Source organism: uncultured Intestinibacter sp. (genome assembly GCF_902468165.1).
Taxonomy (GTDB): domain Bacteria; phylum Bacillota; class Clostridia; order Peptostreptococcales; family Peptostreptococcaceae; genus Intestinibacter.
Genome location: NZ_CABQXJ010000036.1, coordinates 1 through 14,168 on the forward strand (window position 1 = coordinate 1; position 14,168 = coordinate 14,168).

14 protein-coding genes are annotated in these 14,168 nt (G+C 31.8%); 2 read left to right on the forward strand and 12 right to left on the reverse strand.

The window, feature by feature from the left end; genetic code table 11:
• From RDX53_RS07825 to RDX53_RS07865, 9 genes are all read right to left on the reverse strand, one after another.
• A partial coding sequence (locus RDX53_RS07825) for a hypothetical protein (RefSeq protein WP_307993928.1) occupies nucleotides 1–433 on the reverse strand: 433 nt, incomplete at its 3' end.
• Between the two features lie 68 nt (nucleotides 434–501).
• Nucleotides 502–1,101: a helix-turn-helix transcriptional regulator gene (locus tag RDX53_RS07830; protein WP_307993930.1), complete on the reverse strand. Its 600-nt coding sequence runs from the start codon at nucleotides 1,099–1,101 to the stop codon at nucleotides 502–504.
• Nucleotides 1,102–1,198: 97 nt separating this feature from the next.
• Nucleotides 1,199–1,345, reverse strand: a complete 147-nt coding sequence (locus tag RDX53_RS07835; RefSeq protein WP_307993932.1) for a hypothetical protein — start codon at nucleotides 1,343–1,345, stop codon at nucleotides 1,199–1,201.
• A 134-nt stretch (nucleotides 1,346–1,479) separates the two neighbouring features.
• Complete coding sequence (locus RDX53_RS07840; RefSeq protein ID WP_307993934.1) at nucleotides 1,480–1,632, reverse strand: hypothetical protein; 153 nt, start codon at nucleotides 1,630–1,632, stop codon at nucleotides 1,480–1,482.
• A gap of 388 nt (nucleotides 1,633–2,020) precedes the next feature.
• Nucleotides 2,021–3,076, reverse strand: a complete 1,056-nt coding sequence (locus RDX53_RS07845) for a PotD/PotF family extracellular solute-binding protein (RefSeq protein ID WP_195931672.1) — start codon at nucleotides 3,074–3,076, stop codon at nucleotides 2,021–2,023.
• A gap of 69 nt (nucleotides 3,077–3,145) precedes the next feature.
• Nucleotides 3,146–3,823, reverse strand: coding sequence for an ABC transporter permease (locus RDX53_RS07850; RefSeq protein WP_243269632.1), 678 nt, complete (start codon nucleotides 3,821–3,823; stop codon nucleotides 3,146–3,148).
• A 98-nt stretch (nucleotides 3,824–3,921) separates the two neighbouring features.
• On the reverse strand, nucleotides 3,922–4,767 hold the full coding sequence (locus tag RDX53_RS07855) for an ABC transporter permease (protein WP_195931673.1): 846 nt from the start codon (nucleotides 4,765–4,767) through the stop codon (nucleotides 3,922–3,924).
• Between the two features lie 52 nt (nucleotides 4,768–4,819).
• Entirely contained in the window at nucleotides 4,820–5,896 is a 1,077-nt protein-coding gene (gene potA, locus RDX53_RS07860; protein ID WP_195931675.1) for a spermidine/putrescine ABC transporter ATP-binding protein, read from the reverse strand.
• A gap of 155 nt (nucleotides 5,897–6,051) precedes the next feature.
• Complete coding sequence (locus RDX53_RS07865; protein WP_007286148.1) at nucleotides 6,052–6,591, reverse strand: helix-turn-helix domain-containing protein; 540 nt, start codon at nucleotides 6,589–6,591, stop codon at nucleotides 6,052–6,054.
• 674 nt (nucleotides 6,592–7,265) lie between these two features.
• Between RDX53_RS07865 and RDX53_RS07870 the strand changes: the two genes are divergently transcribed.
• Complete coding sequence (locus tag RDX53_RS07870; RefSeq protein WP_307993936.1) at nucleotides 7,266–7,886, forward strand: flavodoxin family protein; 621 nt, start codon at nucleotides 7,266–7,268, stop codon at nucleotides 7,884–7,886.
• 479 nt (nucleotides 7,887–8,365) lie between these two features.
• Here RDX53_RS07870 and RDX53_RS07875 read toward each other — a convergent pair whose 3' ends face one another.
• Nucleotides 8,366–9,700 (reverse strand): SH3 domain-containing protein, encoded by a 1,335-nt coding sequence (locus tag RDX53_RS07875; protein ID WP_295764012.1) that lies wholly within the window; start codon nucleotides 9,698–9,700, stop codon nucleotides 8,366–8,368.
• A gap of 378 nt (nucleotides 9,701–10,078) precedes the next feature.
• Between RDX53_RS07875 and RDX53_RS07880 the strand changes: the two genes are divergently transcribed.
• Nucleotides 10,079–10,921: a S1 RNA-binding domain-containing protein gene (locus tag RDX53_RS07880; protein WP_295675882.1), complete on the forward strand. Its 843-nt coding sequence runs from the start codon at nucleotides 10,079–10,081 to the stop codon at nucleotides 10,919–10,921.
• A 794-nt stretch (nucleotides 10,922–11,715) separates the two neighbouring features.
• On the opposite strand, the gene RDX53_RS07885 is transcribed toward RDX53_RS07880, so the two are convergent.
• Nucleotides 11,716–12,834 (reverse strand): aldo/keto reductase, encoded by a 1,119-nt coding sequence (locus RDX53_RS07885; RefSeq protein WP_295778174.1) that lies wholly within the window; start codon nucleotides 12,832–12,834, stop codon nucleotides 11,716–11,718.
• Between the two features lie 16 nt (nucleotides 12,835–12,850).
• A complete protein-coding gene (locus RDX53_RS07890; protein ID WP_307993937.1) occupies nucleotides 12,851–13,837 on the reverse strand; it encodes an aldo/keto reductase in 987 nt (328 codons plus the stop codon).
• Nucleotides 13,838–14,168: the final 331 nt, after the last annotated feature.

Sequence of the window (14,168 nt, forward strand, 5' to 3'; positions counted from 1 at the left end):
CGCGCCACTTTTCAATACTTCCTAGAAAGTCACTGTGATATTTGCTAGCCTCTTTCAAGAGCTGGTCAAGAACCTTTTGAATTTCTTGTTTTGTTGGTTCTTCGAGGGGGATTGCTGTTAGCTCTGGAGCAGTTACTTGTTCTGATAAAACCAGTTCGCTTCCGTCCTCTAGGTCAATCGTGCCATCTGGTGTCTCTAAGCGTTCTTGGAAAGCGAACCCCTCTGAACTCATTCCACCCTCTTTGTACCCTAACCACTCTTGATGTAGCGATTGATCGTGAAGTTCTAGCATAGTATCAATAGCATTGATGGTTTTCTCTTCCATCTCAATATACCAGCGTTGTCCGTTGTATTTTGCTGGGACGGTGAGACAATAAAGGTTTTTGCCTGTTACTTGATATTCTAAGGTCTTCAAGGTAGTTAATTTAACCATGATGTTTCTCCTTTTGTTTTATCTTTATGTTTATATTATACATAAGAGGGAAGAAAAAGTCAACACTTTTAGTCAACTTTTTTTACACTTTTTTCAATCAAATCGCGTAGCAAGTATTCATCTGCTTCATCTGAACTGACTCCGTGGTTCGCCAACTCTTCCTCAACGTAATTACGAATAGCTTGAACAGGGTACTTAAATTCTACGATTTTAGCCACTGTTTCATCTTCATAGCCTAGTTTATTTGCGTATTCTTTCAAACGCTCCTCAGACAAATAGACTGCCCCTCGCTCCGTTTGTCGGATTGTTGCTACTGGTACTCCAGTTTTTTCGGACGCTTGGGTTTGCGATAGACCTAAATCAGTTCTTAACGCCTTAACTGCTCCAGCATAGCCCTCACGTGTTAGGATAGCGATTTTTGCAGTAGTACGCTTTTGCGCCTCTTTCCACTTGTCGGTCTTACGATATTTTTCAGAAGACTTTTGGACACTCTCAGGGTTATTAGCTAGCCATTTTTTTCTAGTTTCTTTTCCCTTTTCTGATTTTTGGTAATTAGCATTGCTTTTCTGCCTATTCTTTTTACCATCATCAGTCTGATTGTAGTCTCTCATGTAGTCTCGCATATAGGCTGTGCGATCAAACTTATTATTTTTTTCTTCCTTGGTCATCGTCTTTTCTCCGTTTCTATTTTTGTTTTATTCTCTGTATTATTATAGCACTATGTTAGGAAACATAGTGCCTATTTCTCTTTTTTAAGTCAAAGAACTACATCATGCGCGTGCTGTGTCTCATACGAGAACGCTTCTCCACTGCTTTTTCCAAAGCATGATACATAATACTAGCTCCCTCGATAGTAGTTAGCACAACTAACCCTGTAATAAGTAAATCAGCACCATAGGCGTACAGTAGCACAGATAGTGCCATCATAATTTTTCCAATTTTCATCTCACAAACCCTCAATCCATAAATCAAATTTTTATGGTATCACTAATAAGCATAGTCAAGGGTGATAAACACCCCCTTTTTTTTGCTTATTGTCTCCTCCTCTAAACTAGAGGAACTTCTAAATCGTAGTAGAGCCAACCACTTGCTTCTGCAAGGTTCTTAGCCCTTTCGTCAGCCTCAGTCAAATCTTTGGCGTTTAAACTATAAGAAAATTCTTTCCCATCTTTATCTTTCATGTGTGCGATACACTTCATATCTTTACCTCTTTCTTTATGTTTTATCTTTATATCTATATTATACACCTTTTGTTTGTTCTTTGCAATAGATTTTATGTATTTTTTTAAATATTTTTTTAAATATTTTTTAATTCCAAACTTTATTTCATGTTAATCAAGATATATTTCTAATTTTATCGAACTTTAATCTTATATATATAATTTAAATTCGATATATTCATCTAAATATTTATACTCCGTTTTTAATTTTTTTAAAAACTTTATATTTAATTTCATTAATACAAAACTATATCATATAACTTAACAACATCTGCCCCTGCTCTAACTACATTATCAAAAAAAGGAGTGCCTAAAATAGACACATTTATCTATTTTAGGCACTCCTTTTTATTATCTTATTTTATTTCTAATTTGTCTTAATTTCTGTCCAGGCATCGTCATATAATTTCATCACGTTTTCTGGAAGATTTAAGAACACTTCTGTTTTATTTAATACTTTTTCGCTTGGGTATGCGACTGGAGAATTTTTAGTTTCTTCGTCTAACATGTCGTATACTCCTTGGTTCGGCGTAGAGTACTCTATGTAGTCTACGTTTTGTTTTGCTACTTCTGGGTCTAGCATAAAGTTTATAAATGCTTCTGCATAGTCTTTATTTTCGGCAGTTTTAGGTATGCACATTGCATCTACCCATTTGTTTGTTCCTTCTTCAGGTATTGCATATGCTAAGTCTGGGTTTTCGTCCATCATAACTAGTGCATCTCCTGAATAAACTATTCCTATATCAGCATCTCCAGCTACTATTCTATCTTTTCCGTCATCATTTACGTATGCTTGAACTACTGATAATTCTTTTATTAATTCATCTTTTGCTTTGTTTATTTCATCTGGGTTATGGGTATTCATAGAATATCCTAGTCTTTTTAAAGAAATCCCCATTGTGTCTCTTACTGAGTCTAGTAGTAGGATATTTCCTGTATATTTTTTGTTCCATAATATATCCCAGCTTTTTGTGTCTTCTTTGTCTACTACTTTAGTGTTGTAGATTATACCGAAAGTCCCCCATAAATAAGGTACGCTGTATTCATCATTTGGATCGTAGCTTGGATGTTTAAAGCTATCCATTATTTGTGAGTAATTTGGTATATTTTTGTAATCTATTTTTTGTAGCATGTTCTCTTCTATTAATTTATCTACCATATAATCTGATGGGAAGATTAAATCGTATTTTGAAGAACCACTTTTTAATTTTTGGTACATTGCTTCATTAGTGTCGTATGTTTCGTACACTATTTCTATTCCTGTTTGTTCAGTAAATTTAGCAAGTAAATCTTGATCTATATAATCCCCAACATTGTATATGTTTAGAACTTGACTAGATTTTTTAGAACTACCACAACCAGTCAACATACTAGCTGTCATAGCAAATGTGCATATTAATGCAATTATTTTCTTTAACTTCATCTAGAAATCCTCCCTGTTTCACATATTTAATCTCATGTTGATTTAATTTATCTTTATAATGTATTTATATTAATTTTCTACTGTCTTTTTATTTCCAACAATATTTGAAGTTATTAGTAATGCTAAAACTACTATGAACATTAATGTTGAAAGAGCATTTATTTCAGGAGTTAAACCTCTTCTTGTCATTGAGTAGATTTCTATTGATAAGTTTGTTACTCCGTTTCCTGTTGTAAAGAAACTTATTACGAAATCATCTATAGACATTGTAAATGCCATAAGTGCTCCAGATATTATACCTGGTTTAAGTTGTGGTAATATTATTTTTCTAAGCGCATATGATGGTGTCGCTCCTAAGTCAAGGGCCGCATCTTCTATATTTGCAGGTAGCTGTGCTAACTTTGGTAACACAGATAATATTACATATGGTATATCAAATACTAAGTGAGATAAAAGCATTGTCCCCATGCCAAAGTTTACGTTTAAAAATACGAATAATGTCATAAGTGATACCCCAGTTACTATATCTGGGTTTAAAACTGGCAGATAATTTATATTAAGTAATAAATCTTTTCTTTTTTTGTTTCTCATCTTATGTATTCCTATCGCCGCCATTGTTCCGACGATAGTTGATATTATTGTTGCAGTTATTGCTACAAGTAATGTGTAGTAAAGTGCGCTTATTAGCCTTTCATTTTCGAATAAGGTGTGGTACCAATCTAATGTAAATCCATTCCATACAGACATGGATTTTGAATCATTAAACGAAAAAATCGCTAAAGTCACTATTGGTAAGTATAAAAATACAAATACCAAAAATAAATATATGTTTGAAAAAATCTTCTTTATAATAGTAATCCACCGCCTTCCTTGTCATTTCCATTGCTGTATTTATTCATTATAGCCATTGAGATAAGTATTATAATCATCATAAATATTGATATTGCTGATCCAAAATGCCAATCTCCAACTGACATAAATTCTTGTTCAATTAAGTTACCTATTAAGTAGAATTGTCCTCCACCTAAAAGTTTTGATATTACGAATGTCGAAACAGCAGGCATAAACACCATTGTTACTCCTGATACTACACCAGGTAAACTAAGTGGGAATATTACCTTTGTAAAAACTTGGAAATTATTTGCTCCAAGGTCTCTCGCTGCATTTATTAAATCGTGGTCCATTTTTGATAAAACCGTATGAATTGGAAGTATCATAAATGGTAGGAAGTTATAAACCATACCTAATAAAACTGCTGTATCTGTATATAGTATATTTACTGGGCTAAGACCAATAAATTTAAGTAAAGTATTTATAAATCCATTTCTACCTAATATAGCCGACCAAGCGTAAGTTCTAAGAAGGAAGTTCATCCACATTGGTAATATACAAAGTAAAAGAAGTATTCCTCTTTTGCTTGGTTTCGCTTTTGAAATAATATAAGCTGTTGGATAACCAACTATTAAACATAAAACTGTAGATATAAGTGCTAAAACAAGTGATCTTCTGATAACTTTAAAATACATTGGATTGAAAAATTTTTCAAAATTCGCCGTTGTAAATACGTATCTTCCATCTACTTGCTGTGTAAAACTGAAGAAAACTATTAAAATTAAAGGTACTACTATAAAAAGTACACTCCAAATTACATAAGGAGTCGCTAATCTTGATTCAGATGCTTTTCTTTTCATTATTATCACTCACCTTTTAAAAATATTTATCAAATTAGTAGATGATAAATTATTATTGGCTTACCTTTCTCATGATATGTATATCTTCAGGGTATATATCCATTCCTAACATAGTACCTTCTTCAGCCATTTTTGTATTATGGATAAACCAAGTTCTTCCGTTTTCTTCTACAGCTATTTCATAGTGAACACCCTTAAACACAACAGATGTTACTAAACCTTTTAACATTCCTTCTTCAGGAGAAACCATCTTGATATCTTCTGGTCTAATTACAACTTCGATTTCTTCATTTTTCTCAAAACCGAAATCAACACATTCAAACTCTCTTCCACAGAACTGTACTCTGTAGTCATCAATCATAATTCCATCTACTATATTACTTTCACCGATAAATTTCGCAACAAATGCATTTTTCGGCTCATTATATATATCTTCAGGACTTCCCATTTGTTGAATTTTACCTTTATTCATAACAACAATCGTATCAGACATAGTAAGAGCTTCCTCTTGGTCATGAGTTACAAATATAAAAGTAATTCCTAATTTTTGTTGTATTTTCTTAAGCTCTCTTTGCATTTCTTGTCTTAATTTTAAGTCAAGCGCACCTAAAGGCTCATCTAAAAGTAATATTTTTGGCTCATTAACTAATGCTCTTGCAATAGCGATTCTTTGCTGTTGCCCACCACTTAAAGAATCAATCGAACGTTTTTCAAATCCTTCAAGTGCAACAAGTTTAAGCATCTCTTTTACCTTAACATCAATAGTCGCCTTATCCATTTTCTTTATTTTTAATCCAAACGCGATATTTTCATAAACATTCATATGAGGGAATAACGCATACTTTTGGAAAACAGTATTTACTTGTCTTTCATAAGGTGGGGTATCATTTACATTTACACCTTCGAACATAACCGCACCTTCATCAGCATGTTCAAAACCAGCTATTATCTTTAATGTAGTAGTTTTTCCACATCCTGAAGGTCCTAATAAAGTTAAAAATTCATTTTTCTTTATATCAAGATTAAGATTATCCAATACTAAAAGATCATCGTATTGCTTTGTTATGTTTTTTAATTCAATAATATTTTCTGACTGAGCTACATTTGACTTAGTCTCATCTAGCTTCATTTCTGAATTTGTATTATTCATAGATACACCTCTCTTCTCTTTTTTTGCACAATACTCATCATGCTTATAATTACTAACTTTTATTTTCAACGTAAATCCACGTCTATCTTTAATTTTTATTAAATTTTAATACTCAATACTTCCACTATCATTTTTTAGAAAGATGGTGGCGTACTTACCCATATTACCTTCGCAGTTGTCTTACCTGGGTTTGATATGTAATGATTCATTCTTGGCTTAAAATAAAAACTCTCGCCCTTCTTCACTTTATTGACTCTATCGCCCAAATGAAGAAGAATATTCCCAGCCACAACATAACCAAACTCCTCACCTTCATGAGGCTTCTCTTCTTTATATTGCCCTCCTGGATATAAAGTTATTATAATCGGCTCCATCATATTCTTTTGCGAATTCGGAATCAACCATTTTAAATGGTATTTCAACTCCTCATCCTCAGTCTCAAACATATCTTCCTTCTTAAAAGTAATTCTCTCCGGATCAATTTCATTAAAGAACTCTCTTAAATTAGTTCCTAAAATTTCTAAAATATCAATCAAAGTCGCTATCGATGGTGATGTAAGGTTGTTTTCAAGCTGCGATATGAACCCTTTAGAAAGTTCGCACCTATTAGCAAGCTCTTCTTGGGTCAACTGTTTTTCCATACGCATACTCTTTATCTTACTCCCAATATCCATACCTAGGCCTCCCATTATTATAATTTTTATTTAAATAAATCTTATTAAAAGTAAACTTTTTTCTTATATTGTTAAACTCGTTTTGTATTTTTCTAAACTCAAAGTTTAAAATTACTAAACTCACCATTGATATTATATAGCAAACATAACCAAAATTCAATGTTTTTATCAAAAAACCTAAAATTTATATAAAACCGATTAATCGTTCAAATTTCAATATTTATTGCCCATTTTCTTTCCAAATCAATTCATAATATTAATTTTATAATTTAGTATATGTAACTTTTTTTAATTAATAATCTTATTTTCTCACAAAATTAAAATTTAACCAAAACTCTAAAATACAAAAAATCAAAATTTTAAAAATCTAAATTCTTCCCAAAATACATTGTCTAATTTCATAAAAATTTATTATCTACTACCTCAAAACTCATCATCTTGATATCACAAACCTACTATATTATTCTGCCTAAATCTCTCACTTTTATAACGAATAACAAAACTTCCAACAACTTCACTTCCAATAACTGCTATAATATTAATTATAAAATCATATAACTTACTTAAACTAAAAATAATTATGTAGTTAAATCAAATACAATCATTGATTTAAACTAACTACAATAATTTATTTACATATCAAAATATAAAAAATACTATTAGGAGGGAATAATATGAAAGTATTATTAATAAACGGAAGTCCAAAAAAAGCAGGCTGCACATTCACAGCCCTAAGCGAAGTCTCAAAATCACTAAATGAAGAAGGTATAGAAACAGAAATATTCCAAGTTGGTGCAAAACCAATCGCAGGATGTATAGGATGTGGCTCATGTCGAAAAAAAGGAAAATGCATATTTGACGACGTAGTAAACGAATGTATGCCAAAAGCCAAAGAAGCCGACGCCATAATCGTAGGTTCACCAGTACACTACGCATCAGCTTCAGGCGCAATAACATCATTTATGGATAGATTATTCTACTCATCAGGCGGAGCCTTACAATACAAACCAGGCGCAGCCATCGCAAGTGCAAGAAGAGCCGGAACAACAGCAACACTAGACCAACTTACAAAATACTTCACAATATCAAACATGCCCGTAATAAGCTCATCTTACTGGAACATGGTTCATGGCAACACTCCAGAAGAAGTATTACAAGATCTAGAAGGAATACAAATCATGAGAACCCTGGGCAAAAACATGGCATGGATTCTAAAATGCATAGAATCTAGCAAAAAAGCAGGCATTCCAATGCCACAAAAAGAAGAAAAAATATACACTAACTTCATAAGATAATACAAACATCTAGTAAATAAGTCATCAGTTTATTTTAATAATACTTTAATAAAGTGGCTTTAATTTACTAGACCTATTAACCTTATAACATAAAAAGTGTGGAAAATTACCAAAACTACTTTTCCACACTACATACTTATACCTATATTTATACTTTTCCAAATCATTTACCTCATACTCTCCCCCTTCAAACCATTCCGCCTTATATAATTTATTTTTATTCATACTTTCACAAAGTTGTTAAATAAAATCGTAATGCCCCGCAGTAGGTATAGCAGTATGTATATGCGCAACAAAAAAGAGATTGGTACTTTATTTTGTATCAATCTCTTTTTTGCTACTATTTATTATATTAAAAATAATATATCTTCTATTTTTCTAGAATTTATTTTTATTATTTTTTCTTATAATCTATTAATCTATTTTATTTATGTATAGCTACTTTCGTAAGCTACATTTACATTATACTTATCTTATACTTATTGCACGTTTATAACTGCTGTTTGTATGTTGTTATAGAATTTAGTACTGTAGCTATCTAGTATGTGAAGTCCGTCTGTTTCGCAGTTTATTAAAAATCCGTTGGCATCTACAAATCCGCTTGTTGTGTCGATAAATTTGACATTTGATTTTGTATTGCAGTATGCTTTTATACTTGCGTTAAACGGATTAATTCTGTTTTTGTTGTAATTTGCAACTTGTGTATTGTTATATCCTGCGTATCCTTTTCCGACTGGAAAGACTCTTTGGACATATATTGTTTTATCTGAATATTTTTTAGATAATTTGTCTATTAATGTTTTTGTATCTGTTAAGTTAGATTCTCTAGAAATTCCATTTATTCCTATTAGTAAAACAACTCCTTTGACGTTGTTTGAGTCTGGCATTTGTGAGAAATTATCTAACCAGTAAGAAGGGAATGCTCCTCCTTTTGCTCTTACGTATGAATCTTTTGCTTTTGATTGTATTGTGTTTTTGATTCTACTTGTGAAAGAGTCTCCTATAAATAAGAAATTATTTAAATTTGTAACTGTTTGAGTTCCACCTGTTTGTGTCCCTCCTAATATTATGTAGTTTTTTGAAACGAATGCATAATCATTTTTATACATGATTTTATACCATGATTCTGTTTCGTCTACTATTTTAACTGTTGTGTTTTTTTCTAATACACCTAAAATCGTCGATGATGTACTTGGCTGTTGTCTTACATTAAGACGATCGGCAGTAACTGTACCTGTATTTTTAATAGTAACTTGTGTATTGTTGTTTTCTGTACTTCCGTTTGACGAATTATTCCCATTACTAGAGTTATTACTTCCTGTGTTTCCTTGGTTTTCGCTTGGTGAGTTCGACAGATAACTTGCCGATACATAAGCATAATTTCCATTGTAAATTATTTTAGACCATCCTAGTGAAGTACTTATAATGTGTACTTTTGTACCATTAACTAGACTTCCTTTTCTGGCGTATTCTGTTCCTGGACCACTTCTTACATTTAAAGTGTTACATCCAATAACATATCCTTCTGTTTTTGCTTCGTTATATATGCTCGATACATATGCACCAGAAACGTAACCTGTTGTATTTTTGTAGTTAACTTTTAGCCAATTTCCTGTTTTGTCTACGATTTTTATATCGTTTCCTTGTAATACTTGACCAATAACAGAATATGTTGTGGCAGGTCCGCTTCTCACATTTAATGCAGTTGCTGTAACAATCCCCGATACAGTTGTATCAGCATAACTCAAATCCTTGAATCCAATTGTAGTCATTAAACCCAAAGATATTGCAAGAGAAATTATTTTCTCCTTCATACAATTCCCCGCTTTCTTATTTAATTTTAGTCTCTCTACATTATATAACTTTTATTTAAATATAATTTAAAGTCATATTGTATTATGGAGTATTTATTTCAACAATAAAACATTATACATTATTTTTCTTGTTTTTTCCTCAAAAATAAATATTTTTTTCATTTTATTCCTAATCCTGCGATAAAATTCTACTTTTACATATAATATTCGTTATATTTTCTTCTTTTCCTTCTAATTTTTCTTAAATTCGCATAATTAATTAAACTTCAATTTAGTTATTAATTTAATACCATCAATAATTACTTTGATAAAAATATATAATCCATGTATAATAGGGATATAATAATAGGTAGTACTAGCGGAAAAGGAGATAAAACTTTGATTAAATTAGGTGAATACAATAAATTAATAGTAAAAAGAGAGACGAATTTCGGATATTTCGTCGGCGAAGAAGGATCAAATTCAAACGATGACGTTTTATTACATAACAGACTTCTTAATAAACAAAAAGTGGAAGTTGGTGATGAGATAGAAGTCTTCATTTATAGAGACTCAGAAGGTAGACTTTCTGCTACTTTAGAATATCCAAAAGCAAAATTAGGTGATATAGCTTACTTAAAAGTAGTTGCACACACTAAAATAGGTAGCTTTGTCGATGTTGGACTTCCTAAAGATATCTTAGTTCCTTTCAAACAACAAACTTTTGAAATGACTAAGGGTCAAAGATATTTATTCTACATATATCTTGATAAAACGGGAAGACTTGCGGCAACAACTGATATTTTCCCATATTTATCAACAGAATCTGATTACAAAATCGGCGATACAGTAGAAGGTATTGTTTATGGATTCCAAACTAACAACACTGCAATGTTATGTGTTGACAACAAATTCGATGCTATAATATTAAACAACGAATATTTCACAGAGTTAAATATCGGTGATAAACTAGAAAACTTGAGAGTTATAAAAATATATGAAGACGGAAAATTAGGCCTTTCTCCAAGAGGTGAAAGAGCTGCAGAATTAGATACTCTTGAAAAATCAATAATGAGTTACTTAGAAGGAAACGACGGTTTCATGAGATTTAACGATAAATCTTCTCCAGAAGAAATCAAAACAGTATTTAATTCAAGTAAGAAAAACTTCAAAAGAGCACTTGGTGTTCTAATGAAGAAAAACCTTATAACTCAAGACGAAAGCGGATGCCATAGAGTTTAGATTTTAGATGAATTATCTAGTATAAAGATAAATAACTCGTATAAATAGTTTAGATAAATACTTTAAATTAGTAGAACATAAAGCTTTAGATAAATAAACTAAAAAGGATGCACGAATAGATTAATACTATCTGAGCATCCTTTTTTAATATACAATTTGTAAAAAAATAAATCTTTATCTAAAAATTTACGATCTTAATTTTTAATCGCTTTAATTAATATCTTCAATTAATCATCTTAATTAATACTTTTAATAACCTTAACTAATACTTTAAATCTAAACACATTGCAAAGACAATTCCAATCACTCCCATATTAAAATATATAGCGAAGATTATCGAAAATATAAATCTTCCCAAAACAGTTGATGCAATCGAAACAATCATTGTGTATTTTACATCGCCAGTCGCTCTAAGCCCATTGCTAAGAGGTCCCGAAAATGGAAATGCAACAGTATAACCAATGACTCCTTTTCATAATGAGCTTCATACTTCTTATTAAAAAGAAGTACCGTAATCACAACTGCTGAAAACGCCCTCGCAATCAAAGAAGGATATGCAACCCCTGACACTGCTGCCCGCTAACATAACTTACTACGAATGTATCAACAATTCCCACCAACATCACCAACAGTTGCTCAAAGAATAGGGGCACAATTATATTTTTTAAATCTTTATTCGAAAACATCTCCATTACGCTAATTTTTACCCTTGCTAAATTTTCAGCAAGGGCATTTCTCTACTTTTCTCTCTATATATTATTTTGTTAAATGATAGATTTATAATTTTCACTCTATTATAATAATTCTTTTGTTACTCGCTTTAACTGATCTATTATATGGATATGTTGTGGGCAAACAGCTTCACATTCTCCACATTGAAGGCATTCTGAGGCATTTTGCTTTCCATGTCCGCCAACTAGCCAACCTTCCTGATGTTGTGCTGCTGCCTTATTTCCATACAAAATAAGTTGATTCAATGCAGTAAATGAACCCGAAATTCCAATATTATTAGGACAGACCTTTGCACAATAATTACAAACTGTGCATGGTACAATGTCGATTTTACTTAATTCTTCTTGTGCTTTTTTGATAACTTTCATTTCATCTTCTGATAATCCGTCAAAATCCTTCATATATGACAGATTATCTTCCATTTGTTCGACATTGCTCATTCCTGATAAAACAGTAATTACCCCTTCTAAATTAGCTGCAAATTTTATTGCCCAAGATGCCACAGATGTATTTGGATTAGCTTGTTTGAATATGTCGACTACTGGCTGTGGTGGTGTGGCCAACATTCCGCCTTTAACAGGCTCCATAATTACAACTTCCTTGCCATATTTTCTCGCCACTTCATAACATGCTCTCGACTGAATGGCTGGATTTTCCCAGTCTGCATAGTTTATTTGTAACTGTACAAACTCCATCTCTGGGTGTGCTTTTAATATTTCTTCCAACTCTTCTGGTGTTGAATGGAATGAAAAACCAATATGTTTGATTAACCCTTCTTCTTTCTTTTCTTTTACAAAATTCCACATATCAAACTTATCGAAAAATTGTGTACGGCTTTCTCCCAAATTATGTAGAAGATAAAAGTCGAAATATCCCGCACCTGTTTGTTTTAAAGATGTTTCAAATTGTGAAATAGCCTCATCTCTTGTGTTGCAATTTATCCAAGCTGCGTTTTTTGTCGCTAATTGATATGATTCTCTTGGATATCTTTCAACCAACGCCTGTCTTATCGCATCTTCACTTCCTGCATATGCCCAAGCTGTGTCGAAATAAGTAAACCCATCATCCAAGAATTTATCGACCATTACTTTTGTTTGCTCTATATCTATTTTTTCATCCTTCATCGGCAAACGCATTAAACCAAATCCTAATTTTTTAATATTTTCCCCTAAATTATTCATATTGCCCCCTTAAAATCTATTTATTTTGTGCCATAACTCCAACTAACTCGTGTGGCACATATAATTCCTCTAAATATTTCATCTCTTTATCAGTTAATTCAAGCTCAACTGCCTTAACTGCTGTATCTATGTGATGTTTCTTTGTCGCGCCAACTGTTGGAGATATCGTCTTTTTAATAAGCCATGCCAGAGAAACTTCACTCATTGAAACTCCTCTAATTTGAGCAATTTCTTCTACCCTGTGTATAATTTTCAAATCAGCATCAGCAGTTGCATCATATTTTCCTTTTGCAAAACTGTCCTCTCTCATACGTTTCGACTCTTCGCCAGGATGTTTCGACAATCTTCCTGATGCTAAAGAAGAATATGGAGTCAGCGCTATGTTTTCTTCCTTACACAAAGGCACCATTTCTCTCTCTTCTTCTCTAAAAATCAAGTTATAATGGCCTTGGATTGATATAAATTCCTCCCAACCATTTTGTCTCGCTATTGCATTTGCCTTAGCCAGCTGATATGCATAACAATTTGAAATTCCAATATATCTCGCCTTGCCCTGCTTAATAACATTATGTAGGCCTTCCATGATATCTTCTATAGGCGTATTATAGTCCCAAAAATGATATACATAAAGATCAACATAATCCATTTGTAGTCGTTTCAAACTAGCATCTAGACAATTTTCAACATGTTGCTGACCACTTATATTATTTTTAATTTCACTTTCTGTTCTAGGGACAAATTTTGTCGCAATAACAACATCTTCTCTATTTGCACATTCTTTTATAATTCGACCCAAATATTCTTCACTCGTACCACCCTGATATCCCATAGCAGTATCAAAAAAGTTAATTCCACTTTCCAAAGCATACTTTACAATTTCCTTTGACTCTTCATATGGTAAAGTCCATGAATGCATCCCCTTCTGAGCATCACCAAACCCCATACACCCTAAACATATTCTAGATACCTTTAAATCCGACTTTCCTAAAGTAGTATATTTCATAACTTCCCCCTTAATACCAATGATTTTTTTAATTTACATTTTTCTATATTCCTGATGACTTTATATTGCTATTATTTTTTCCATTTTTTACACTATACTACTTTGAGTTCACTCCAAGTCAACATATTTTCGTAAAATTATTATATTTTTTCTCAATGCAATTCTATTTGTTCCAATAGCAATTTTTGGAATTTATTTCATTGCATTTTTGTATTATTTGTATTACTATATATAATACAAAGTTAATTATTTCCATACTTGATTTTTATACAACATTATACTTACTTAAAAATTACTTTATGGAGCTATTATCTTTATTCAATTAGTAATT